Origin of the sequence: Kribbella qitaiheensis (genome assembly GCF_042657745.1) — a bacterium.
Taxonomy (GTDB): domain Bacteria; phylum Actinomycetota; class Actinomycetes; order Propionibacteriales; family Kribbellaceae; genus Kribbella; species Kribbella qitaiheensis.
In genome coordinates this window covers 1-22,589 of sequence record NZ_JBHSKE010000029.1, presented here as the reverse complement: position 1 = coordinate 22,589, position 22,589 = coordinate 1, and the positions used below count along the sequence as shown (strand labels likewise).

At 67.0% G+C, this 22,589-nt stretch carries 23 protein-coding genes; 12 read left to right on the top strand and 11 right to left on the bottom strand.

The genetic code is table 11. The features are described from left to right. Positions 1 to 31: 31 nt before the first annotated feature. Together ACFPJ1_RS21600 and ACFPJ1_RS21595 are read right to left on the bottom strand one after the other, a co-directional pair. Positions 32 to 454 carry a hypothetical protein gene (locus tag ACFPJ1_RS21600; RefSeq protein WP_380106387.1) on the bottom strand — a complete coding sequence of 141 codons (423 nt, stop codon included), beginning with the start codon at positions 452 to 454 and terminating at the stop codon, positions 32 to 34. A 61-nt stretch (positions 455 to 515) separates the two neighbouring features. Further along, positions 516 to 1,253, bottom strand: coding sequence for an SAM-dependent methyltransferase (locus ACFPJ1_RS21595; RefSeq protein ID WP_380106385.1), 738 nt, complete (start codon positions 1,251 to 1,253; stop codon positions 516 to 518). 220 nt (positions 1,254 to 1,473) lie between these two features. Here ACFPJ1_RS21595 and ACFPJ1_RS21590 point away from each other — a divergent pair, with 220 nt between their 5' ends. From ACFPJ1_RS21590 to ACFPJ1_RS21575, 4 genes are all read left to right on the top strand, one after another. Next, positions 1,474 to 2,160, top strand: a complete 687-nt coding sequence (locus tag ACFPJ1_RS21590; RefSeq protein ID WP_380106383.1) for a GNAT family N-acetyltransferase — start codon at positions 1,474 to 1,476, stop codon at positions 2,158 to 2,160. Then, positions 2,079 to 2,354 (top strand): class I SAM-dependent methyltransferase, encoded by a 276-nt coding sequence (locus ACFPJ1_RS21585; RefSeq protein ID WP_380106381.1) that lies wholly within the window; start codon positions 2,079 to 2,081, stop codon positions 2,352 to 2,354. Before ACFPJ1_RS21590 ends, ACFPJ1_RS21585 begins: the two co-directional genes overlap by 82 nt. Continuing rightward, complete coding sequence (locus ACFPJ1_RS21580) at positions 2,351 to 2,743, top strand: hypothetical protein (protein ID WP_380106379.1); 393 nt, start codon at positions 2,351 to 2,353, stop codon at positions 2,741 to 2,743. The genes ACFPJ1_RS21585 and ACFPJ1_RS21580 overlap by 4 nt, the downstream gene beginning before the upstream one ends. 141 nt (positions 2,744 to 2,884) lie before the next feature. After that, the gene (locus ACFPJ1_RS21575; protein WP_380106378.1) at positions 2,885 to 4,888 is read left to right on the top strand and encodes an HNH endonuclease signature motif containing protein; all 2,004 of its coding nucleotides are present in this window, start codon (positions 2,885 to 2,887) and stop codon (positions 4,886 to 4,888) included. Positions 4,889 to 5,228: 340 nt separating this feature from the next. Here ACFPJ1_RS21575 and ACFPJ1_RS21570 read toward each other — a convergent pair whose 3' ends face one another. The 3 genes from ACFPJ1_RS21570 to ACFPJ1_RS21560 form a co-directional block, all read right to left on the bottom strand. Further along, positions 5,229 to 5,633, bottom strand: coding sequence for a PPOX class F420-dependent oxidoreductase (locus tag ACFPJ1_RS21570; RefSeq protein ID WP_380106377.1), 405 nt, complete (start codon positions 5,631 to 5,633; stop codon positions 5,229 to 5,231). Between the two features lie 211 nt (positions 5,634 to 5,844). Next, on the bottom strand, positions 5,845 to 6,348 hold the full coding sequence (locus ACFPJ1_RS21565) for a DUF2199 domain-containing protein (protein ID WP_380106375.1): 504 nt from the start codon (positions 6,346 to 6,348) through the stop codon (positions 5,845 to 5,847). Positions 6,349 to 6,470: 122 nt separating this feature from the next. Continuing rightward, the gene (locus tag ACFPJ1_RS21560; protein ID WP_380106373.1) at positions 6,471 to 7,238 is read right to left on the bottom strand and encodes an SDR family NAD(P)-dependent oxidoreductase; all 768 of its coding nucleotides are present in this window, start codon (positions 7,236 to 7,238) and stop codon (positions 6,471 to 6,473) included. A 197-nt stretch (positions 7,239 to 7,435) separates the two neighbouring features. On the opposite strand from ACFPJ1_RS21560, the gene ACFPJ1_RS21555 reads away from it, so the two are divergent. From ACFPJ1_RS21555 to ACFPJ1_RS21545, 3 genes are read left to right on the top strand one after another with little or no spacing between them, the layout of a single operon-like run. Beyond that, a complete protein-coding gene (locus ACFPJ1_RS21555; RefSeq protein ID WP_380106372.1) occupies positions 7,436 to 8,701 on the top strand; it encodes a neutral zinc metallopeptidase in 1,266 nt (421 codons plus the stop codon). A gap of 26 nt (positions 8,702 to 8,727) precedes the next feature. After that, positions 8,728 to 10,032, top strand: a complete 1,305-nt coding sequence (locus ACFPJ1_RS21550) for a neutral zinc metallopeptidase (RefSeq protein WP_380106371.1) — start codon at positions 8,728 to 8,730, stop codon at positions 10,030 to 10,032. Further along, positions 10,032 to 10,997, top strand: a complete 966-nt coding sequence (locus ACFPJ1_RS21545) for a neutral zinc metallopeptidase (RefSeq protein WP_380106367.1) — start codon at positions 10,032 to 10,034, stop codon at positions 10,995 to 10,997. Before ACFPJ1_RS21550 ends, ACFPJ1_RS21545 begins: the two co-directional genes overlap by 1 nt. 63 nt (positions 10,998 to 11,060) lie before the next feature. Here ACFPJ1_RS21545 and ACFPJ1_RS21540 read toward each other — a convergent pair whose 3' ends face one another. Further along, positions 11,061 to 11,513, bottom strand: a complete 453-nt coding sequence (locus tag ACFPJ1_RS21540) for a GNAT family N-acetyltransferase (RefSeq protein ID WP_380106366.1) — start codon at positions 11,511 to 11,513, stop codon at positions 11,061 to 11,063. Positions 11,514 to 11,601: 88 nt separating this feature from the next. On the opposite strand from ACFPJ1_RS21540, the gene ACFPJ1_RS21535 reads away from it, so the two are divergent. Next, complete coding sequence (locus ACFPJ1_RS21535; RefSeq protein ID WP_380106365.1) at positions 11,602 to 11,790, top strand: hypothetical protein; 189 nt, start codon at positions 11,602 to 11,604, stop codon at positions 11,788 to 11,790. Positions 11,791 to 11,936: 146 nt separating this feature from the next. Here the strand turns inward: ACFPJ1_RS21535 and ACFPJ1_RS21530 are convergent, their stop codons facing one another. From ACFPJ1_RS21530 to ACFPJ1_RS21510, 5 genes are all read right to left on the bottom strand, one after another. Further along, on the bottom strand, positions 11,937 to 12,485 hold the full coding sequence (locus tag ACFPJ1_RS21530) for a hypothetical protein (protein ID WP_380106364.1): 549 nt from the start codon (positions 12,483 to 12,485) through the stop codon (positions 11,937 to 11,939). Positions 12,486 to 12,678: 193 nt separating this feature from the next. Next, positions 12,679 to 13,716 (bottom strand): N-acetylglucosamine kinase, encoded by a 1,038-nt coding sequence (locus tag ACFPJ1_RS21525; protein WP_380106362.1) that lies wholly within the window; start codon positions 13,714 to 13,716, stop codon positions 12,679 to 12,681. Next, positions 13,707 to 14,960: a 6-phospho-beta-glucosidase gene (locus tag ACFPJ1_RS21520; RefSeq protein ID WP_380106360.1), complete on the bottom strand. Its 1,254-nt coding sequence runs from the start codon at positions 14,958 to 14,960 to the stop codon at positions 13,707 to 13,709. Before ACFPJ1_RS21520 ends, ACFPJ1_RS21525 begins: the two co-directional genes overlap by 10 nt. Before the next feature lie 89 nt (positions 14,961 to 15,049). Continuing rightward, complete coding sequence (locus ACFPJ1_RS21515; RefSeq protein ID WP_380106358.1) at positions 15,050 to 16,249, bottom strand: ROK family transcriptional regulator; 1,200 nt, start codon at positions 16,247 to 16,249, stop codon at positions 15,050 to 15,052. A 354-nt stretch (positions 16,250 to 16,603) separates the two neighbouring features. Next, positions 16,604 to 17,281 carry a uracil-DNA glycosylase gene (locus ACFPJ1_RS21510; RefSeq protein ID WP_380106356.1) on the bottom strand — a complete coding sequence of 226 codons (678 nt, stop codon included), beginning with the start codon at positions 17,279 to 17,281 and terminating at the stop codon, positions 16,604 to 16,606. Between the two features lie 1,020 nt (positions 17,282 to 18,301). Between ACFPJ1_RS21510 and ACFPJ1_RS21505 the strand changes: the two genes are divergently transcribed. The 4 genes from ACFPJ1_RS21505 to ACFPJ1_RS21490 all read left to right on the top strand — a co-directional run. Continuing rightward, complete coding sequence (locus ACFPJ1_RS21505) at positions 18,302 to 19,243, top strand: ABC-three component system protein (protein WP_380106354.1); 942 nt, start codon at positions 18,302 to 18,304, stop codon at positions 19,241 to 19,243. Continuing rightward, the gene (locus ACFPJ1_RS21500; RefSeq protein WP_380106352.1) at positions 19,240 to 19,506 is read left to right on the top strand and encodes an ABC-three component system middle component 6; all 267 of its coding nucleotides are present in this window, start codon (positions 19,240 to 19,242) and stop codon (positions 19,504 to 19,506) included. The genes ACFPJ1_RS21505 and ACFPJ1_RS21500 overlap by 4 nt, the downstream gene beginning before the upstream one ends. Continuing rightward, a complete protein-coding gene (locus ACFPJ1_RS21495; RefSeq protein ID WP_380106351.1) occupies positions 19,496 to 21,229 on the top strand; it encodes an ABC-three component system protein in 1,734 nt (577 codons plus the stop codon). Before ACFPJ1_RS21500 ends, ACFPJ1_RS21495 begins: the two co-directional genes overlap by 11 nt. A gap of 875 nt (positions 21,230 to 22,104) precedes the next feature. Next, positions 22,105 to 22,589: hypothetical protein (locus tag ACFPJ1_RS21490; RefSeq protein WP_380106349.1), on the top strand; the 485-nt coding region annotated here is incomplete at its 3' end.

Below are 22,589 nucleotides of genomic sequence, written 5' to 3'. Positions count from 1 at the left end.
GCTGAGGGGAGGCGTCGCCGACAGGGGTGGCTCAGCTGCGGCCGAACTTCCACCACTTGGGTTTGTTCTCCTTGATCTCTTCCTCGGTCAGCGGCGGCGGTACCGGCGGCTTCGACTCCTCGGTGAGGAAGTTGCCGGACTCCGTGTCGTACGGCGTGACGCCCAAGCGGCTGCTGATCTCCATCACCACCGGGATCGAGCGGGCCCCGTCGTTGATGTAGAAGGTGATGTCGCGGACGTCGACACTCTTGCCGATCGTCATCTCGACGTCGTACTCGTCGCTCCGCAGGAGCAGCCAGGACCGTTTACTCGCGTCCACGCTCGGCACCACCTCGCGAACCACCTCGACCACCGCCTCCGCAGTACCGAGGGACGGCGGCTCGTAGCCGTCCGGAATGTCCTCGAGGCGACGTACGCCTCCTGGCCCTCGCATCGCGTAGATAGCCCAGCTCATACGGACAGCATTGCTCAGAAGTGGTCAATCGCGCACACCCGGGCTCGCCGGGCGGGACCGGTCAGCCGGGCTTACGCGCGGTGACCAGGGCGAACGTCAGGTATTCGCCCTGGTCCGCCGCCAGCATCTCGAGGCTCGGATCCGGGCTGCCGTTGCGCTCGGAGCTCACCTGCGCCCAGGTCAGCCAGTCGCGCCAGCCGGACTCCTGCAGCCGGGCGGAGGTGACCTCGACGAGCTCGGTGATCTCCCAGTGGAACCTCCACCAGTCAGCCGTGTGCCAGGCGATCGCCTCCCAGCCGACGAGCTTCTTGATGTGCGCGGGGATCTCGCCGAGCTCGCGGATCTCCCGGGTCAGCGCTGGCGTGGCGATGCCGAACTGCCCACCCGGCTTGAGGAATCCGGTGATGTAGGCGAGGTAGTTGTCCGCAGTACCGAAGTACTCGTAGGCGTCGATGCAGACGATCGCGTCGAAGAACTCCCGGGCGAAGGGCAACGCGTGCGCCTCCGCCTTGATCGCGGTGACGTCGACGCCCTGGCTCGCGAAGTTCGCGGCCGCGTCGCTCGGGTCGATCCAGAGGTCCGCGGCCCAGACCTGTACGCCGAACTCCTTCGCCAGGAACACCGACGTCGCGCCCTTGCCGGAGCCGAGGTCGAGCACCTTCATCCCCGGCCGCAGGTCGAGATCCCGGGCGAGATCCTCGAGCAACCACAGCGGATTCGGTCCCATGTCGCAGTCGAGCAACCAGTCCGCGTCGTACTTCGACGCCAACGGATACTCGTCCCGCCCCAGCTCAGCCACCCCGACACCCAACCGCCCACCCATCGGACTCCGCAAGCCAATTAGGTACGTACTGCGCGCAGGTCGTTAGCCGGTACGCCGTCCGAGTGGTTCCACCGCGGCGCGGGCGGTACGCCGTACGGGCGCGGCGGGTGGGTCGACACGGGGTGTGGGGTGTGGGCAGAGTTCCGTGGATGCGGGTGAGACCGATGGACGGGGAAGGGCTGCGGCTGGTCGAACAATGGCTGGCGGCGGACCCGGTCGGCGGCGCGATCTTCGGCGGGTTCTACGGTACGCCGTCGCCCGCTGGACACCGTTGCTCCAGGCACCGAGCCGGCACGGCTGGCTCACCTCCGACGACGAAGGCCCGGTCGGTTTCATCGACCTGGAGATCCTCGACGGCGAAGCCGAGATCACGTACTACGTCAGCCCCGCCCGACGCCGCCAGGGCCTGGGCCGAACCACCCTCGCCCAGGTCGTCAGGCTGGCGACAGACAAGGGCGCCCGCCAGATCCACGCCGGCCGTCGAACCCACGAACACCGCCAGCCTCACCGTTCTCCGCAAGGCCGGCTTCACCGAACTAGCCAAGAACGAATACGACGAACTCGAGTTCCGCCTAGACCTGAATACCTGACCACGCCGGCATTTGGGTGCGCAGGGTCGCAGCTCGGGAATTGGGATGTCAGAGGTTTTCGGGGACGGTTTGATGGGTGGATGGTTGAACTGGATGCGGCGATCAGATCGTACTATCGGGATCGGTATGTCGAGGATGATCGGCTGAGTCGATCGGGCCACGGGCGACTGGAGTTCTTACGGACGCAGGATCTGTTGCGCGGCTCCTACCGGTGCCTCCGGCAACGATCCTGGACGTGGGTGGAGCGACGGGTGTTCATGCGCGGTGGCTGGCCGCTGACGGGTACTCGGTGACCTTGGTTGATCCAGTGGTGGAGCATGTCGAGAAGGCTGCGGCGGTTGGGATGTTCGCGGCTGTCGTGGGGGATGCGCGGCAGTTGGACCAGGCAGACGACAGTGTTGACGTGACCTTGCTGCTCGGGCCTCTGTATCACCTGACCCGAGGCAGTGGACCCGCGCGCGGGTGCTGGCCGAGGCTGCCCGGGTGACGCGACCGGGTGGGATGGTGGTTGCCGCAGGCATCAGCCGGTTCGCCGGGTTGCTCGAGTACGGCAACAACGGTCGGCTTGCCGAGGACAGCCTTCACCTGTTCACGGACGCCTTCGCGACCGGTCGGAACTATGACGATCCCGAGGGGTTCACGAACGCGCACTTCCACCATGCGGAGGAGCTGCGCTCGGAATTCGAGAACGCGGGCCTCGCCGGCATCGCAGTACTGGGTGTCGAAGGCCCGGCGGCTCCGAGTCTCGACAACGCCACCCTCGACGAGGTTCCCCGCCTGCTCCCGTCTGCCATTCTCCTGGCCCGGTTGTTGGAGACCGACCCGCTGATGATGTCCGCCAGCCTCCACTTCCTCGCCTTCGGTCGCGTCTCCTAGCGAGTACGGCGCTCCGTCGGGTTGTGGACAACTTGGCCGGATCCGATGCCTGCGTCGAGTTTCGGTCAATCTTCGGAATCCCTTACAAATAAGGGCCTTCCGGACCAGAAACTGTCCGAGGCGGAATCTAGGGTCTCGGGTATGGAGATCTTGGGCGAGCGGCCGGTGTGGTCGATGAGCGACAGCGAACAGCTGGCGGCTCTCGACGCCCTGCAGGCTGAGATCTCCCGGTTGCAGACCTACCGCCTGCAGGTCCTGGCCGCCTACGACGCGACCGGTCACGCCGCGACCCTGGGCGCGGGCGACACTGCCCGCCTGCTGGCGTTTCGGCACCGTCTCGACCCGGGCGTGATCAAGCGTGACCTGGCCCTGGCCAAGGCCCTCCGGAAGTACCCCGCCGTGGCCGACGCCCTCCCACCGGTCAACCCCGACCCCGAGCCCGCGACCGACACCGACGGTGCGGACGCCGACGGCGGCGACGCAGCTGCCGAAGCCGGTACGGGTGTGGGGGTGGTGTTGTCTCCGGCGCAGGCCGCGGCGATCGTGGCCGAACTGGAGAGCGTCCCCAAGACCGTCGCGGTCGAGGACCTGGCCGTGGCCGAGGAACAACTCGTCGCGCTGGGGCGCCATTTCAACCCCTCCGAGCTGCGCAAGGCGGCACGCCGGGTCCGCGACCTGCTGGATGCCGACGGCCCGGCACCGGAGGAGGACAAGGCCTACGCGCGGGAGGAGTTGCGGCTGAGGCCCGCGGACCGGGGGGTGAAGTTCAGCGGCTACCTGGCCAACGAGAACGCCGAACTGTTCCAGGCCCTCATCCTGGAGGGTTCCAAGCCGCGCAAGACCGTCACCGGCGAGTTGGATCCGCGCGGCCCGGACAAGCGCCGCGCCGACGCCCTCACCGACGTCCTCAACGTCGCCTCCAACGCCATCACCGCCGCCGCCGGCCCAGCTGATCCCGCCGACGCGGCCGGAGCAACGCTTGACACTGCCGAGGCCGCCGGATCGCCAAGCGGCAGCGGCACTCCAGACGCGGCCGGTCGCTCCGCCCAGACCGGTGCCGCCAGTGGTGCCGCGACGGGTGCTGGGGCGGTGGCCGGGCACGGCCCGAAGGCGCACATCACGATCACCATCGACCTCAAAGACCTCACCGACGCGGGCGCCCACGCGGTCGGGACCCTGGTCCACGGCGAGGGACTGTCCGCCGGCGCCATCCGGCGGCTGGCGTGCGAGGCGCAGATCATCCCGATCGTGCTCGGCGCGAACTCCGAACCCCTCGACGTCGCCATGGCCCAGCGTTTCGTCAACCGTGCCATGCGCCGCGCCCTGAACGCCCGCGACAAAGGCTGCGTCGTGTGCAAAGCCCCACCGATCTTCTGCGACGCCCACCACCTGATCTCCTGGATCGACCACGGCCCCACCGCCCTGACCAACCTGGTCCTGCTGTGCCGCCGCCACCACATCGACACCCACCACGGCCACTGGACCATCACCCTCCACCACGGCACCGTCACCGTCGCCAGACCCGCCTGGGCCGACCCCAGCCCCACCCGCACCCGCTACCGCACACCCACCACCAGCTACCGCGGCCGCCGAGCGTCGGACAGCCCTGCCCGGCACCGCGCCCAGACCCCGGCACACACCGCTACCGCGAACAGCGCGGTCGCACAGTTCGATCCCTGGTGCGACACCGACCCACCCGATCCAGGCTCCGGCAGATGCACCCATCCACCCGACGGCCCGACCCCAGGTCAGCCGGCGCTGCACCTCGCCAACAACCCGCCACGCACCGGCGCAGCTGGTCAGGCCGGGGACTGTGCCGATGACCCGACGCGGGCCATCACAGAAGACGCTGACGCACGGTTCGATCCCTGGGCCGACCGCAGCATGCCCACACACAAGCCGGATCAGACCGCGGCCGAGAACGTCGAAGCGCGGTTCAACCCGTGGGGTGACCAGGACCGGCCTGTCGCGAGGACGGCCAACGACTCACATGTGGCGGGCCTGATCAACGACACCGGTCGGCTCGGCACTCACCCCGTCGGCGACGGTCCCGGGTCGCCACCCTCGGCAGCGCCTTGGCCGCAAGCATCAAGCAAGCGGACCACAGGCCACCGGGCAGAACCACCATGTGCCCCACCGAGCTGACCGCCCGCCGGGGACAACCGCCCTGAACGGACGCCGGTGGAGTAACCTCGGCCGGCGGTGCGTGCCGACGCGGAGGCCTGGCGCGCGCAGACGCCGACGAAGCAATCGCCTCATCCCGTCGTGGCGCACCAGCACGACGTCATCGGTGATGTCCACCACCGTCCTGACCGACCAGCCGACATGCAGGTGCAGACACAGGCCGGCAGGCATCGTTTCGGTGGTGATCCGCGGCGAGCTCAGCTCCTCTGCAGCCGTTGGCGCTCTCGGGAGTCGGTGTGCGTGCCCAGCGCAGATCGTCGCTGGTGCTTCTCGCGCCGCGTCCCGCTCCGTCGATCTGGGGTCAGACGTGGAGGACGACCTTGTGGGGGGTGATGCGTACCACGGTGCGGACGACTTCAGGAGGTAGTGCGGCGTACTCCGCTCCGGCGCCCTCGCCTGCGTAGACCTGCGCCAGTCGCTGTGCCACCGCTCGCCCGACATCCTCCGTGACGGTGGCCGTGCCGCGGATCTCGACGTACTCGTCGGGGTCGTCCTTCGCGATCACCAGCAGACTGGCGCGCGAGTCGTTCCGCAAGTTCGTGTCTTTGCGCCGCCCGGCCTGTGTCGAGATCACCACCTCGTCGCCCTCGCGGCCGACCCACACCACCGAGGTCTGCGGACTTCCATCCGCGTTCACCGTCGCCAGGACTGCCGGATTGGCCCCATCCACCAGCCGCCGCGCGTCCTCACCCAAGCTCACCGTCACCCGCGCGATGCTACGACCCACCCGGGCCCTCCCTCCACCGGGCGCTGCGAGAGACGGTGGTCCGCCCGTGCGCCGCTGTACTCCGGTAGGTGCCCGTGGATCGTCAGCCTGACGGTGCGGCCGTCTCCGCACGGCACGGCCTGCCGATGTCAGTGGCCCTCCCAGAGTCCCGCTCCCAGCGACCCAGCACCGCCAAACCAACTACGCGGTTTCAGTTGTCGGGATGTAGCGCCCGTTCGGCGATCTCTCGGACCCGCGCGAGGGTGATGCCGTTGCGCTGCTCAACGGCGAGGGGATGATCGGTCGGCTCCAGTTCGACGAACGGCCGTACGCCGACGGGGCGGCTGTGTAGGTTCGTTGCCAGGTTGACCGTGCCCGGGTCGTAGTCCAGTGCGGAGGACAACCAGCCGAAGTACGGGTCGTCGTGCTCGCGGCCCTCGGTCTGCCAGCGGTCGGAGATGTGGGCGAAGCTCTTCTCGCTCAGCGACACCCAGACGCCCCACTCGAAGTTTTCCTCGCTGTCGAGGACGGGTATCTCGATCAGTCCGCGGACGAAGAAGTACTCCCGATTGATCACGCACTGATCCGAGGTCAGCTCGCAGCCCGGCAAGTCAGCCATCTCTGGACTCCAGTAGACCGGCGCCTCGAGATGGAACGCCATCGGCAGCTCCGCATGCAGCTCACCGCAACAAGAACACCTGAACCCCAGATCCATGCGCGAACCCTAGAACACCGGCCCGCCGGGTGATGCCGGCGAGGATCTCGAGGGCTACCTCCAAGCGGGCCGCCAGGACGAGCCCTCCAACAGCCCAGGCGCCCTCAACAACTAGAGGTTGCTCAATAGACCGAGTAGCCGCCGTCGATGAGGAGGATGGTGCCGGTCATGAAGGAGGTGGCGGGGGAGGCCAGGTAGACGACAGAGGGCGCTATCTCCTCGGGCGTGGCATACCGCTGCAGGGGAGCGTCGAGGATCCAGTTCTGGCGGAACTCCGGCCGATCGACCGGGGCCATCTCGGTCTTCACGTAGCCGGGAGCGATCGCGTTCACCCGGACCCCATGCGGCGCCCACTCCGCCGCGAGGCTTCGAGTCAGGTGGTGGACTGCTGCCTTGGACGCGTTGTACGACGCCTGCCACTGCGGGCGGTTCACGATCTGCGCGGACATGCTGCCGACGTTCACGATCGCCCCGCCGCCGGCCGCGATCATGCCGGGCGCGACCGCAGTACTGGTGTTCCACAACGCGGTGACGTTGAGGTCCATCACCTGCTGCCACTCCTCGTCCGGTACTTCGAGGGCGGGCCGGTGGATCGCGATGCCCGCGTTGTTCACCAGGATGTCGATGCCGCCAAGTGCCGAGGTGACCTCGGCGACCATCGCTGTCACCTGGTCCTTCACGGTGATGTCGGCCTGTACTGCGAGCCCGCGCCGGCCGCGTGCTTCGAGCTCTTCCACGACTTGAGCGTTCAGCGAGGCGTCCCGCGCGGCGATCGCCACGTCGGCGCCGGCCTCAGCGAGCGCGAGAGCGAAGGCGCGACCGAGTCCGCGGTTGCCTCCGGTCACCAGCGCCCGCCGGCCGTTCAGCGCGAAACTGTCCAGCACATTCATTCAGTGCTCCATTCGGTACGGAGAGTAGGCAACCAGCGCACGCAGGTCGCGATCCGATGTCAATAGCTGCAAATCAAGTACATCGAACGACTGTTTGCGGCGTACCATCATCCGGCGGTTCGGACCGGGGGGTCTTGCCGCGATCAGCTGATGGGTGGGGCGGGCCGAGGGCCCGATCTGGGGAAGCAGGGAAATCCATGTCCGACAAGTCTGGGCCCAAGCCTGGGCATTTTCTGCCGGGCGGCGCGAGCGAGGCGCTGACCGACGAGACGATCACGGCCGGTACACCGAACGAGGCCGCCCCGAAGCCCGGGCACTTCCTTCCAGGCGGCACAGGCGAGGCCTCGGTCACGACAAAACCCAAACCTGAGCTGGCCAAGCCGCAGGCCGGGCTGACTCCGCTGGCCGCGCCGACTCCCCGCCTCGGCCCGGGAGCGGAAACCCCCTCGGGACCACCGCAACTCCATGGTTCCCGCCTCGGACCACCGCCGCCCGGGGATCCGGCCGCGGCAGCGTTCAAGGCGCGGTACCACCCTGACCCGATCCCGTTCCAGCCGCGGAAGAGGTCGAAGGGCCTGATCGCCGCGATCGTCGTCGGTGCCCTGCTGCTTGTCGGTGGTGGAGTCGCCGCCGCCACCAAGGTGCTCTCGTCGTACGACGACTTCGTCGCCAACCCGCTCGGCACGCCGTCACCCAAGCCGATCGGCGTACCCACCGACGCGGAGCCGGACGCCGACCCGGTCTCGGACACCGTGGTCGCACAGGAGAACACGCTCTACGCCAACGGCAAGCTGGCGCCGGTCAAGTGCCGCGAGCCGCAGTTCCGGCCGACCTCGAAGGAGAACGTCCGCTCCTACTACGAGGCCCTGCTGACCTGCCTGAACACCACGTGGGAGCCGGTCGTCCGCAAAGCCGGCTATGAGTTCAAGGCCCCGCAACTGATCATCTTCGACGACGGCCAGGAGACCGCGTGCGGAGTACAGGAGCAGGTCTCCTCGTACTGCGACGCCAACGGCGGCAGTGTCGCCCTGCCCTGGCAGGACCTGCAGGACGAGTACTCGAAGAACGCGGCGCTGGCCCGGATCGACATGGCGGACGCGCTCAGCTACGTCTACGGGGTGCACCTGGCGAACCTGACCGGCATCTTCGCGGCGTCGCGCAACCTGCGGGACGAGGCGCCGAGCGAAGCGGCCGCGCAGGAGGTCGATCGGCGGCTCTCGCTGCAGGCGACCTGCCTGTCCTCGATCTTCCTGAGCGCGGCGAAGAGCACCTTCCCGGTCCGTGGTGGCCTGCTCAACGCCTGGAAGTGGCGCAGTTCGCACAGTGGCGATGAAGTGACCACAGGCTCGGTGCGCGATCATGGTTCCCGCAAGAGCGTCCAGTTCTGGATGACCCGCGGTTTCTCGACCATGAACCCCGGTTCTTGCAACACTTTCGTGGCAGCAGCGACCAAGGTCAGCTGATCACCGACCGGGACTGGGGACGTCTGATGGCTGACGAGGAGTCGCAGGGCGCTGGGCCCAGGCCTGGCCACTTCCTGCCCGGCGGCGCAGGCGACGCACCGGTGGACGCAACCGGTACGCCGGTGCCGCCGCTCCAGACCGCTCGTCAGGAGCTCGGCCTCGGCAAGGCACGGCCGGTGCGCAGCACGACGGACCGGTCCCTGAGGCGCGGTACTCCGCTGCCGCCCGACCCGTTGGCTGCCGGCGGATTCGGCGCACCTCCGTCCGCTCCACTGTCCGGCGCGCCCGTCACTCCGCTGCAGGGGACCCGCCAGCTCGGTGGCGCCCGCCCGGTCGGCTGGCACTCCACCTCGACCCGGACCGGAGTACCGCAGTTCACGGCTGCTCCGCCGCCGCTGAAGCCGCCACGGCGGTTCTCGAAGCCGCTCATCGCGGTCTGCTCGGTGCTGGGCCTGATCGCTCTCGGTGGCGGTGCGGTGGCCAGCTACAAGCTGATCGACAACTTCGACAACACCGTCGAGAACCCGCTGGCCCGGCCGTCGGTCAGGCCGTCCGAGGAGCCGGCGGCGCCCGCACCTCCGCAGCCCACCGTCACGGTGACCGTCCCGACGGTGCCCGACGCGGTGCGGGTGCAGAAGAACGAGCTCTACACCGTCGGCAAGGTGCCCTCGGTCAGGTGCGTCGAGCCCGCCGTCAGGCCAACCACCCAGGCAAACGTGCTGAAGTACTACCAGGCCCTGCTGCCATGCCTGAACAAAGCCTGGGCACCCCTGGTCCGTAAGGCCCACTACGAGTTCCGCGCACCCCGGCTGGTGCTCTACAGCAAGTCGTTGCCGTCGGCATGCAGTGGCGAGTCCGACACGGCGTTCTACTGCCCCACCGACGAGACGATCTCGATGCGCTGGCAGCAGGACGTCAAGAACTACAAGATCGACAAGGAATCCACCCGGGTCGACATGATGGACACGCTCGCGCACGAGTACGGCCATCACGTCCAGCAGCTCACCAACATCCTGATCTCGGCGGACTCGCGGGAGGGCTGGGCGAAGACCCAGGCCGCGAAGCTGGAGGAGAGTCGCCGGGTCGAGCTGCAGGCGAACTGCCTGGGGGCGGCGTTCCTCGGTGCGAACAAGGTCAGCCTCGGGATCAAGGGCAACAAGCTCCGCGCCTGGGAGTACATGACCAAGCACAGCGGCGACGAGTACAACCCGAAGAAGGTCCGCGACCACGGCTCCCGCAAGAACCAGTGGGTCTGGTCCGGCTCCTCCTTCAAAACCACCAGCCCCGCCTCCTGCAACACCTTCACCGCCCCCAGCAAAAAGGTCAGTTGATGCCCGACCGCTCCCGACGGAGCCACTCGAGCAAGCGAACGGGATCAAGAACAGCAGTGGCGCTTGCCGTCGCCGCTGTACTGCTCGCCGGTTGCGGTGGCGCGCCAGACTCGAGTACTGCGGGGTCCGCCGGCTCGACGCCGTCCGTCTCGATCACACCTCAGGCTGCGATCTCGAGTACGCCGACGCCGGCGGAACCCACGTCTCGCAGTACGCCGCCCTCCGCCTTTGACAAGACCGATTGGGAGGTCGAGGCAGAGAAGTCGGCCCTGTTGCGCAACAACATCTATTCGGCAGGTGAGGTATCCACGGTCCGGTGCGACCTTCCGACCGGTCTGCTGGGATCCAAGGCGGCGGTGGTCAGATACATCACCGTGATGATCACCTGCCTCGACAAGGCCTGGCGTCCACTCATCGTTCGTTCCGCCTACTTCGAGCCGGTTCAGGTTCACACCTTCAACCGAAAGTCCACCAGCCCATGCGGGCCCGGCCGCGACGGCGTGGTGGCGTTCTATTGCGCCTCGAACCACGGAATCTACCTGGATTGGACGGCGTATGTGGTGGAGAGCCGGAGCAGGCTGCTTGGCTCCCAGATCACGCTGATCAACGCGACGGCTCACGAGTATGGCCACCATGTTCAGGAACTGGCGGGGATCATGCCCTACTACGCCGCCCGCTACTACCGCACGACAGGGGCCGCACGCCTGGAGAACAGCCGGAGGATGGAACTGCAGGCGAGTTGCTTCGCCACCGCCTTCTTCGGGGCCAACCAGCAGAGCCTGAACCTCCGCGGCGCCCGGTTGGAGGAGTTGCGCCTCGGTCGCGGCGGCGACGAGGACTATCCGGGGACACCTCGTGACCATGGATCCGCCAGCAGCATCCGCATCTGGGAACCGGCCGGCTTCAAGTCCAGTAGCCCGGGCTCCTGCAACACCTGGGCGGCGTCGGCGAAGCGGGTCAGTTAGAGCTCGCGCCGCAGTACTGCGACGGCATCCGGCGACCCGGAGTACTAGAGCTGACGCGGAGTACTAGAGCTTCAGCTTGAAGCCCTCGTGGGAGTTGGTGAAGCCGAGGCGGGTGTAGAAGCGGTGGGCGTCGGTGCGGGTCTTGTCCGAGGTCAGCTGGACCAGGGAGCAGCCGCGGGCGCGGGACTCCTCGATGGACCACTCGATCAGGGTCGTGCCGAGGCCCTCGCCGCGGGCTGAGTCGGCCACCCGGACGGCCTCCACCAGGCCGCGGGACGAGCCCTTGCGGGACAGGCCGGGGATGATCGTCAGCTGCAGTGTGCCGACCAGCTCACCGTTGCGCTCGGCAACCACCAGGACCTGGTTCAGATCCCGGTCGAGCTGCTCGAAGGCGGCCAGGTACGGCGTGAGGTCGGACGGGTCCTCGCGGGTGGCTCCCAGCTGGTCGGCGGCGATCATCGCGACGATCCCGGCGACGTCGGAGGCGGTGGCACGGCGGATCACAACATCGGTCATACCAGTCATGATCTCAACCGCGTTGACCGGTTCAGTCCGCAGGGTCAGCACCGACCGGTGGTGACACTCATTGCCTTATGCAATCACATTGCGTTTGAAAACAGGGTATGCGGGCCAGGGCGGCAACCAGCCGCAGGGCTATGGGGAGCCGGGGACACCGGAAGCGCAGTACCCGGCGCACCAGGGCTCGCCGCAGGCCGGTTCGAACGGCACCTGGTTCGGCGGCGACAACGGCTGGAGCGGTGCGCCAGGCAACCAGCCGCCGCGGCACAGCTAGTCCCGCAGCAGCACAGCTAGTCCCTCGCGCCGGAGGGGTCACCTCCGGCACGAGCCCAGGGCGGGCGCGATCGGATCGGACCGCGCTCGCCCACCCCTGCCCAACACCCATCGCCCGCTCCACTGCTTATGGGGCGGCGTACGGGACTAGGGCTTGGGGGCGTCTTCTTCGGGGGTGGCGTCGGGGCCGGAGCGGCGGACGTCTTCTACCTTTGCCATGGCTTCGCGGAGCTCGGCCAGCCAGCTCTCGCTGTGCTGGGCGACGAGCTTCACGCACCAGCCGAGGGCGTCGCTGCGGGAGCGGGCGACGCCGGCGTCGACGAGGGTGTCGAGCACCTGGCGTTCGGGCTGCCGGAGCCTCGTCATCACCGGTGCGGACAGGGACGTGAAGATCGTCCGGGTGTCGCCTGCTTGAACTCCCCAAGCCACCTTCCGCCTGGTCGCGTGCTCGAGTTCGCGGGCGATCTCGATCCGCTTCTCCCGGGTGTCCTCCCGGAACTGCTTGATCCGGCCCTCCTCGGCAGCCGACCGCGCGGCCGCACTGACCTCGCCGTCCTGCCGCGGAGCCGGAATCCTGCCGACCACGAGAATCTCGTCACGGTCGATCGTCACCTCTGGTTCGCCCTCGAACCAGTCCGAAGGAAGCCGGCCGGTCAGCCAGCCCTTCACGCGCTCACCCTCATGCTGTGTACTCATGTAATCATGATTACACCCCAGGTCAAGCCCCACTCAACCCCTGAGAGCTGCCGCCGGGAAACACACCTGCCCGTACTGCGAGCGCACCACGGGCTGGCCTGAGCGGCGGGTTGTCGAGGACCGCGCGAGGGAGCAGCGCGGGCCGCCCGACGTGGGGGCGGGGTTGGTGTGTACATCGCTGCCGGGCGCGGGGCTAGGCGCCTGGGGACGGGGTGAAGGTGGAGCGGAGGGTGTGGTGGGCGGTGGGGGCGGCGCCGGTGTGGTCCAGGCCGAGGAGGGCGGCGCCGACCACATGAGGTACGTCGATGAGCCGGGGGATCGCCTTCGGGGCGGCCTCGGTCAGGAGGCGCACTACCGTCTCCATCAGGAGGGGATGGCCGGCGGTGAGGACGCCGCCGCCGAGGACCACGTCAGTGGGTTCGTCGAGCAGGTCGAGCCGCCGCATGGCGACCACCGCCATCGTGACGATCTCCTGGGCCTGACGGAGTACGACCGCGGCCGCTACCGCGTCACCGGCCGCGGCGACCTGGAAGAGCAGCGGCGCGGCCTCCAGACGACGTGCGGACGGGATGTCGCCGAGGTGGAACGCCTCGATCAGCGACGCCACCGAATCGACCCCGTAGTGCGCCGGAAGCGCTGTGGACAAGGCGGTTTCGGGACCACGCCCGTCGTCGGCGCGGGCCGCCGCCCAGAACGCCTCGTCCGCAAGTTGCAGCCCACCGCCCCAGTCCCCGGAGATCATGCCGACAGCGGTGAAGCGAGCAGTACGGCCGTCCGGCAGCAGGCCGGCGCAGTTGATGCCGGCGCCGCAGACGACCGCCACACCGCGCGGCTGGTCCACCCCCGCGCGCAGTAGCGCGAAGGTGTCGTTCGTGACGTACACCGAGGTCGCCCAGCCGAAGGACTCGAACGCCTCGGCGAGACGTTGCTCCTCGATCGGAAGGTCAGCGTTCGCCAGGCACGCGGAGATCTGCTGCACCAGCGGTACCTCGCCGACCACGAGCCCGGCCTCCAGCGCCGCGGCGGCCACCAGAGGGGCCAACCCCTCCACCGCCGCGAACGCCCCGACGAGGTGCGGCTCGAAGCCACCACCTCGCGCAGTACCGAGGACTGTGCCGTCGGCGGAGACCAGGGCGACGTCGGTCTTGCTGTTGCCGGCGTCGAAGGCGAGGACGCCACCCGGCACCAGGGGAAGGACCACGTCGTCGGAGACCGCCATCGTCACGCCCACGGCAGGTACTCGCGGTTGTGCGCGAGCAGCTTGTCGGTGAGGGCGTGCGCGTACTCGATCTGCGCGATCAGGGGGTGCGACAGCAACGCGGTGAACACTCTGTCCGCACCACCCTTCACGGTCGCTTCGAGAGCAAGATTCTCGTACGCCGTTACGTTCGCGACCAGGCCTGCGTACAACGGCTCCAGCGGCGCGATCGGCAGCGGCGTCGTACCGCTTGCTCCCACAGTCGCCGGTACTTCGATCACCGCGTCGTCCGGGAGGAACGGCAACGCCCCGTTGTTCAGGGTGTTCACCACCTGGACGTCACCGGTGTCGTTCAGGAGCGACGAAGCCAGGGCGACAGCAGCCTCCGAGTAGTACGCGCCGCCACGTCGCTCCAGCAGGGCAGGCTTCTCGTCGAGCGAGGGGTCCGCGTAGAGGTCGAGCAGTTCCTTCTCGATCGCGGCGACCTCGGCAGCGCGCGAGGGCTTGTCCATCAGCTCGCGAACCACGTCGTCGTGCGCGTAGTAGTACCGCAGGTAGTACGACGGAACGACCCCGAGCTGAAGCAGTAGCTCGGGCGGCAGATGCAGGCCGTCCGCGAGCTCGGCAGCATGGGAGGCCAGCAACTTGGGCAGCACGTTCTCGCCGTCGACGCGGACGGCCCGCTCCCAGGTCAGGTGGTTCAGCCCGACGTGGTCGAGTGCCACCTGCTCAGGCGAAACCCCCAGCAGCCGGGCGAAATGCCGCTGGAACCCGATCGCCACGTTGCACAGCCCGACCGCCTTGTGGCCCTCGGACAACAACGCGCGGGTGACGATTCCGACCGGGTTGGTGAAGTCGATGATCCACGCGTCCGGGTTGGACCGCCGGACCCGCTCGGCGATGTCCAGTACGACGGGGACGGTGCGCAGCGCCTTCGCCAGGCCACCCGCGCCGGTGGTCTCCTGGCCGACGCAACCGCACTCGAGCGGCCAGGTCTCGTCCTGGTTCCGGGCGGCCTGACCGCCGACGCGCAACTGCAGCAGTACGGCGTCGGCGCCGTCGATCCCCTCGTCCAGGTTCGAGGTGGTGACGATCCGGCCCGGATGGCCTTGCTTCGCGAAGATCCGCTCGGCCAGCCCACCGACCAGCGCGAGCCGGTCCGCGGCCGGATCGACCAGGACCAGCTCAGAGACCGGGAGCGAGTCGCGCAGCCGGGCGAAGCCGTCGATGAGTTCGGGCGTGTAGGTGGATCCGCCGCCTACGACTGTGAGTTTCATCCTTTGACCCCTGTCAGAGTGACGCCTTCGATGAAGGCCTTCTGGGCGAAGAAGAACAAGATGATCACCGGCGCCACCACCAGCAGGGGCTAGTCGGCACCGCCCCCGGTCGGCGTACCGGCTGTGTCGAAGATTTCGTCGCGGGTGGCGCTCAGTGCGGACTGCAGTGCCCCGGACAGCACCGGGTCGGTGGGGATGGCGGTCATCAGCAGTCGCGGCCGCGGTACGGCGAGCTCGGCGAGCTCGTCCTGGACCAGGCTGCGCAGGCGCTCGCCGCCGGCGGTGATCACGCCGCCCGCGAGCACGATGAGCTCGGGGTCGACGACGGCGACGATGGCAGCCAGACCGACCGCGAGGCGGTGCGCGAACTCGGTCAGCACGGTGTCACCCGCGCCGGGTGTCTGAAGCGCGGCGGCGACGGCGGCCTCCGGAGTACGGGCTTTGAGGCCGTTGGCGCGGGCCAGTGCGAGCACCGGCTCGCCACCGGCGAGTTCCTGGAAGCCGCCGGCGTTGTTGCGGCCGACGTTGCGGACCAGCGGGGTGCCGGGCAGCGGCAGGAAGGCGACCTCACCCGCACCGCCCGTGGCGCCGCGGAGCAGCCGGCCCTCGATCACGATCGCTGCGCCGATGCCCTCCTCGCCCCACAGCAGCACGAAGTTGGCGCTGTCGTGCGCATGGCCGACGCGCTGCTCGGCCACCGCGGCCAGGTTCACGTCGTTCTCGACCTCAAGCGGTACTGCGATCGCCGCGGCGAGCTCCTCCAGCAGGTGCGGGGCGTGCCAGCCTGGCAGGTGCGTCGCGTAGCGCAGCCGCCCGGTGGTCGGGTCGAAGCCGCCGGGGGTTCCGATCGAGACCCGGTGCAGGCGGTCCCTGGTCAGCCGGGTTTCACCGAGAGCGCCGTCAAGCGCCTTCACTACGCGCTCGACCGTGCCCTTGGCACTCCGGCCGGGCGTCGGGAGCTCGGAGGTGCCGACCACCTTGCCGGTCAGGTCCGCGACGGCCGAGCGGATCCGGGTCGGCGTGACGTCCAGGCCCGCGACGTACGCGATCCCGCCGTTGATCTCGTAGAGCTGCGCGTTCGGGCCGGGACGGCCGGCGCTTGTGCCACTGGCCCGGACAAGTCCGGCGCTTTCCAGCCGCGCGAGCAGCTGGGAGGCGGTCGGCTTGGACAGGCCGGTGAGCTCGCCGAGCGTGGTGCGCGAGAGCGGACCCTGGGCAAGCAGGAGGTCCAGTGCGGCGCGGTCGTTCATCGCGCGGAGCAGGCGGGGTGTACCGGGTGTGCTGGCCATGAGCTAACCCTGCCCTCCCTCCGCCTCCGAAACTCCGAACCACGCTGAGCGCGCCAACTGTTAGGAAAGTTTACTATTACGGCGAGACCGTACGGCGGGAGCCGGGCAGGTGTCAATCGATTACGCGGCGCGATGGCCGGACCGGGGAAGTTGGGGGCTAAGTTGTCGGCCCGATGAGGGGGTGACGCGATTGGGGAAAGGCTTTCCTCTGGACCGCACGGGGCTGCCCGCGGGCCGGGTGCAGCGACGGGCGGTCCGTCGCAACCAGGGGCGGGTGATCACCTGGGGTGGTGGTGTTTGTCGCTGCACCTACAGCCGGCTCTGGCACAGCTGGACCGGCACGTCCAAGTCCTCTTAAGGAAGGCGCCAGTCGATCGGGGTGCCGCCCTGCTGCACCAGGAGTTCGTTGACGCGGCTGAACGGCCGGGAGCCGAAGAAGCCGCGGTCGGCGGACATCGGGCTGGGGTGCGCGCTCTCGATGTACGGCGTGCTGCCGAGCATCGGCTTGAGGGTCTGCGCGTCGCGGCCCCAGAGGATCGCCACCAGCGGTCCGCCACGCTTCACCAGCGCGTGGATCGCCTGCTCGGTCACGGCCTCCCAGCCCTTGCCGCGGTGCGAGGCGGACTTGCCCGGCTGCACGGTGAGCACCCTGTTGAGCATCAGCACACCCTGCTTGGCCCACGGCGTCAGGTCGCCGTTGGAAGGCGCCGGTACGCCGACGTCCGCCATCAGTTCGCGGTAGATGTTCTGCAGGCTGCGGGGGATCGGCCGGACGTCCGGCGCGACCGAGAAGCTCAGCCCGACCGGGTGACCCGGCGTCGGATACGGGTCCTGCCCGACGATGAGCACCTTCACCTCGTTCAGCGGCTGGGTGAACGCCCGGAGCACGTTCTCCCCGGCTGGCAGATAAGGCCGCCCGGCGGCGATCTCGCCGCGCAGGAACTCGCCCATCCGCGACACCCGCTCCTCGACCGGAGCCAACGCCTCGGCCCAGTCCGCCGCCACCAGTTCGTTCAACGTCTTCACGCTCACCCGCGCAAGCTTCCCACCTCGACCCCCTGTCCCGCATCCGGGGAGGTGACGACCGGACCTCCAGACCATCAAACGACCCCCCGGCGCGGATCCCGCAGCCGCGACAGACGGTGCCGGGCGCACAATTGATGGCCTGGACGCCCGCGTCGCCGTGCCAACGCAGCGCCTTGTGTTGTTGGTGTGTTGGTCACCTGGGGCGTTTGAAGCGGCTGATACAAAGGACTCGGCCCCGCAAAGGTATGAGCTTGAACTCCCTTAGTTCGTGGAGGTTCGCCCATTACCGATTGAGCGGTGGGCCGCTGATAGCAGACCAGCTCGAACAGGTCTGGACGCACGTGAACTGCAACCGCTCGTGCAACCACATCCTCCTCGTTGCGAACTCGGGGCAGGTCGGTCAGCGACGGTCATCTGAGCGTGGGTCTCGGTCGTCAAGATGGCGTCCAGGATCATGGTGGCCGGTCCGGTTGCTGTACTTCGTAGCTGTACAGCGCGACGGCCGAATCCCGAATCCGCTGATTCTCGTGAGAGAGCTTGCGTCATCACGCGGTATCGGTCGGTTGTGGCGGGTGAGCTGCGCGTATGCCGCAACGGACATACTTGTCTTTTGTCGTCGGCTTGCAGCGCGTGGCGTGCACAAGCGGGGGGTAAAAGCTGGCTCAGTCAGACGGTCCGGCGGCCTTCCGACGCGTGCCCTCCCGCCGCCGTGTGGCACGGGCCTGGGATGCGAGGGTGACCTCACCGGACCTGACCATGAGTCTGCCAGTATTCGAGGCTGGTCGACCTGGACTATCCACAGGGCCGCGTTGACCCCTACGTGTCAAGCGCATCCGATTCTGGTTTGGCCCAGTGGTGTGACGCGTACACGTCAAGGCGGTCCGGCGTCCTCCGAAGGATCACCCCACACGTTGCTCATGGCTCTGAAGACGCGAGACCACCTCGTTGGGCGACCATCAGCTCCGCCGAACGCCGATCACGAAGCGCCACGATACACTTGCGCTCTGCGCGAGTCTGGGGGGCTTAATGAACTTTGAACAGCGTATGTACGCACGACTGTATTTCCGCGAATTGCTGGCTGAGTTGCACGAGTCTGCGTTCGAAGACTTCTTTCATAAAATCATGTGTGCACGCAATCCGGGATTCTTAGACGTAAGAACCCACGGAAATCTTGGCGATCAGGGCGCCGATGGGTTGACTCTCCATTCTCGCAAGCTTTATGCCTGTTATGCCCCGCAGACGTTCGTTACCGCGGCTGTGAAGGCGAAGTTCTTAAAGGATCTTGCCAAGGCAAAAGCCAAGCGTCGGGGGCAGTTCGACACTTTTGTCTTCGTGCACAACGATCGCCGAGGGATGCATCCGCAGATCGCCACGCTGCTCTCCGATGCTGCCTCGGCTGACGAGTCGATCTGCTTCGAGCAGATGGGTCCTACTCACCTATGGCACGAGTGCATGCGCCTCGACCAGACCATGACCGAAGAGGTCCTTGGGTGTGAAATTCCAATCAAGCAGCTCACCTTCGGTGTCGGTATGGAGGACCTCGCGCCCCTGTTGCAGCACTTGAAGGAGCTGCGAGTGGAGGCCGACCCGCTCATGGAGTTACCAGACGTGCCTCATGAGAAACTCGACTTCAATCGTTTGCAGGGCGTTGCGCGGGAAGGTCTACTACGAGGGATGCGGAACAGTCACCTCGTGGATACTTTTTATGATGGCAGCGTGCGGGAGCTGGAGCACGACGAGGTCGCGCAGGGCTTCCGCGTGTACTACGAACAAGTGCGTCGCGAGTGGGAAGACCCGGAAGACGTGTTGTGGCAACTCGAGATGTACGTACTTGGGAACGGGTCGCAGCGGCCGGGAACGCAACGGGCGGCCTGGGTTGTGCTATCGCACTTCTTCGAGCGCTGCGACATATTCGACGTACCGGCGCATGACTGGAGCCCTGCTGCGACGTTCGGAATGCCGGCGTGATCACACCGACTAAGGGCATCGCGCCGGATCGCTGCTTGCTGGCTGTTGGCGCCCAGGTGCTACTGCAGTTGGACGAACCGCGATCCGTTAGCCAGGCTTGGGCACGGCTTAAGGCTTGGCGGATCGAGCACGGCCATTACGCTCCGGTATCGTTCGGCTGGTTCGTCCTTGCCCTGGACGCCCTTTACAGCATGGGTGCGGTAGAACTGCGACGTGACGTCTTAGTATTGAGGAGTACGGATGCTTCGACGCTTGAGCGCTGACGACCCGCGGTTCAAAACAGTCACGTTCACCGATGGGTTGAACCTTATCGTCGCGGATACTACGGAAGCGTCCTCGGACACCGACAGCCGAAACAGCGCGGGCAAGTCCAGCATGGTCGAACTCATCCACTTCCTGCTCGGCGCTCGCGCCGATTCGCGAATGTTGCTGACGAAGAAGGCGCTGCGCGACATCACGTTCTGCTTGCAGATGGATTGGCCCGGCATCGAGGACCTGCGTGTCTATCGCCGAGGCAACCGTCCTGGAATGGTGCGGCTCGACCCGGACATCACCGGCGCGAACCGAGGCACGCTCTTCGATGCCGAGGGGCCGGCCGAGCACAGTGTGGACCAGTGGAACCACCTTATTGATCAAAACCTGTTCGGCCTGAGTGGAGACCATCCGGGAGTCAGCGGGCGCACGCTGCTGTCTTTCCTCGCACGGCGAGTCTCCGCCCACGGCTTCAATGAGGCCACTCGTACGTTTTCCCGCCAAGCCGATGCGGAGGCCACCACCAACCTTGCATATCTGCTGGGCTTGGATTGGCAACTGGCAGATGGTTACAGGCAGTTGGCCGCCCGCCAAGCCACCCGCAACCAGTTGCGCAAGGCGGTTAACGACCCAGTATGGGGGCGTATCGTCGGCTCGACGGCAGACCTACGCGGGCAAATCACACTTGCGCAAGCGCAGGTTGACCGACTGCGATCCCAGATCACCAGCTTTCAAGTTGTGCCGCAATATGAGCGAGTCAAGGAACAGGCGGACGCGATCGCCCGCCGTGTTAAACAACTCTCTCAAGACGACGTGATCGACAAGAGTAATCTCGAAGAGTTGCAGCAGGCCGTTAGCGAGGCCAGTGAAGTCGACGTCGACTACCTCGAGCCCGTCTACCAAGAACTCGGCATCGTCATGAACGACCAGGTTCGCCGACGCTTTGAGGATGTGAAAATCTTTCACCACTCCGTGGTGCGCAATCGCCGCCGCTTCCTGGAGGAGGAAATCAAGGAACTGACCGAGCGCCTAGCCGCGCGGCGACGCGAGCGTGCAAGGCTGGGCGACGAACAGGCCCAATTGTTACGCACTCTCAACGAAGGCGGTGCCCTGGAAGCACTTACTGCCCTTCAACAGGCCCTTGCCCGTGAACAGGCTGCTTTGGAAGCACTGCGTCACCGCTACGAAGCCGCGCAAACCCTGGAAGCCAGTTCTAGACAAATCACGGCCCAACGGCTGGAACTCCAGCAAGCCGTCACCAGCGACCTCGACGAACGAGCTGAGCAGACCGAGGAAGCTACTCTGCTGTTTTCCGGCTATGCCCAGCGCTTGTACGGGGAGGGACGCGAGGCTTACCTCGCTATCGAAGCGGCCCGTAGCAATTTGAAGATCACGCCCAGAATTCATAGTGACGATAGCCGCGGTATCGGCAATATGGTTATTTTCTGCTTCGACCTCACTATCGCTGTCCTAGCACACCGTTATGGTCGGGGTCCGAACTTCCTCATTCATGACAGCCACCTGTTCGACGGCGTTGACGATCGGCAACTGGCTGCTGCGCTTACGCTCGCCCGCGACGTCGCTCGGGACGAGGGTATGCAGTACATCGCTAGCCTTAACACCGACGACCTTGAGAAGGCTACTCGTCGTGGTTTTGACCCCGGATCTCATATCCGCGAGCCGCGTCTCACCGATGCACTCGACACAGGAGGACTGTTCGGCTTCCGCTTCTGACTCGCGCCGCACTACGAGGGTAACCAAACTGGACCTGCCTATAAGTTTGCTGGCATGCCGAATCCGTGGCGGCTGGTATCTTCAGCACTCGTTGACACGTGTCAGGGTCATCGGGTCATGGCAAGATCTGCCGCCGAACGTGATGTTAACGCCGTCGGCCGAGGCTACAAGCACTGCCTAGATCAGACATTCCGCAGCCCAAGGTGACAGGTGGTGTCAAGGCAGCCGGGCAGTCTCTCCGCATCGCCCCGATAGCTGCCGCCGTCAGGTTCGGGTCGGTGCGGGTCAAGGGGCGAGCGTGCTCGCTCGCGAAGCGACTTTCCCTTGACGCGCGCCGGGCAGGACCGCCACTTCCCATGATTGCTAGCGGGGCGATGCGGACCCCCAGGTCCAGGGTCGGTTGGCAGACGGCGTGAGCCACCGGCCTCGGGTAGCCGGCCAACCAGTATTCAGGGTGCCGTTCGTTGATGACGAGTCTCGTTGTATTCGGGCGGCACCCTTTAGAACGTGCGCGCCAAGCCAAGGGCCGCCACCTGGAGCGGAAGCGGAGGGCGACAGCGGCCCCGTCCCTGGGTGGCGGCGCGCTTTCCGGCCCCGTGGGCCCGGCTTGAAGACGTGGAGAAACTTGTCAGACGGCCGGTGAGACCGCGCTTGGATCGCTCCGAGCAGGCGCGCTAGCTTCCCAACCGTTGCTGGAAAGGCAAGCCCGATGACGTGGAAGGAGCACCGGTGGAATCCCTTGTGACCCCGACCGTGGAGCCCGAGTCGCGACCTGTACGTGGGCCAATTCCGTTGCTGTCGGCTGCGAATCCGCATGCGACCGGCGTCGGCTCCTCTTCCCCTGAGTCGGACACGCGCGCCGTCTCGTCCGCAGCGTGGACCCGCAGAACAACTACCGCTACGACATCGATTGGTACCTGTGCATGACAAGCACGCCCACCGCCAGAGTGTTCACCATCGACAACGATCTCGATCTGATCGTCCGGGGAGAGATCTACCTGAGCGCCGAGGGTCGCGAGGTCGTCGACCGTACCTGGACCGAGAAGGCCAGCGACAATCCCACCTTTCACAACGGTGAACTGCTGTCCCTGTCGGGATTGCGTTCCACCGAGGGACGCTGGGTCGGCGACCTAGGCTGCACCACCTTCGCCCACTACCTGGCCAACCGCGAACAGGATCTCCCCGCGGCCGACACCTGCTGCCCGGTTGCGGTCAACGTGCTGCCCATCACCAGCGACGGACGTGCGCTCCTCGCTGATGTCGGGAAGACCTCGTCGAGCGCGGGCAAGGTCAAGTTCATCGGTGGCGGCGCAACGCCGGCCGACGTGGTGGACGGAGTGCTCGACGTCCAGGGCGTCAT

Excerpts from the sequence above, each read along its gene's own strand:
- ACFPJ1_RS21540 (WP_380106366.1), bottom strand. The coding sequence starts at position 11,513 with ATGACCGATGTTGTGATCCGCCGTGCCACCGCCTCCGACGTCGCCGGG.
- ACFPJ1_RS21560 (WP_380106373.1), bottom strand. The coding sequence starts at position 7,238 with ATGAATGTGCTGGACAGTTTCGCGCTGAACGGCCGGCGGGCGCTGGTG.
- ACFPJ1_RS21505 (WP_380106354.1), top strand. The coding sequence starts at position 18,302 with ATGAACTTTGAACAGCGTATGTACGCACGACTGTATTTCCGCGAATTG.
- ACFPJ1_RS21590 (WP_380106383.1), top strand. The coding sequence starts at position 1,474 with ATGGCTGGCGGCGGACCCGGTCGGCGGCGCGATCTTCGGCGGGTTCTA.
- ACFPJ1_RS21575 (WP_380106378.1), top strand. The coding sequence starts at position 2,885 with ATGGAGATCTTGGGCGAGCGGCCGGTGTGGTCGATGAGCGACAGCGAA.
- ACFPJ1_RS21600 (WP_380106387.1), bottom strand. The coding sequence starts at position 454 with ATGAGCTGGGCTATCTACGCGATGCGAGGGCCAGGAGGCGTACGTCGC.
- ACFPJ1_RS21555 (WP_380106372.1), top strand. The coding sequence starts at position 7,436 with ATGTCCGACAAGTCTGGGCCCAAGCCTGGGCATTTTCTGCCGGGCGGC.
- ACFPJ1_RS21565 (WP_380106375.1), bottom strand. The coding sequence starts at position 6,348 with ATGGATCTGGGGTTCAGGTGTTCTTGTTGCGGTGAGCTGCATGCGGAG.
- ACFPJ1_RS21545 (WP_380106367.1), top strand. The coding sequence starts at position 10,032 with ATGCCCGACCGCTCCCGACGGAGCCACTCGAGCAAGCGAACGGGATCA.
- ACFPJ1_RS21520 (WP_380106360.1), bottom strand. The coding sequence starts at position 14,960 with ATGAAACTCACAGTCGTAGGCGGCGGATCCACCTACACGCCCGAACTC.
- ACFPJ1_RS21530 (WP_380106364.1), bottom strand. The coding sequence starts at position 12,485 with ATGAGTACACAGCATGAGGGTGAGCGCGTGAAGGGCTGGCTGACCGGC.
- ACFPJ1_RS21515 (WP_380106358.1), bottom strand. The coding sequence starts at position 16,249 with ATGGCCAGCACACCCGGTACACCCCGCCTGCTCCGCGCGATGAACGAC.
- ACFPJ1_RS21550 (WP_380106371.1), top strand. The coding sequence starts at position 8,728 with ATGGCTGACGAGGAGTCGCAGGGCGCTGGGCCCAGGCCTGGCCACTTC.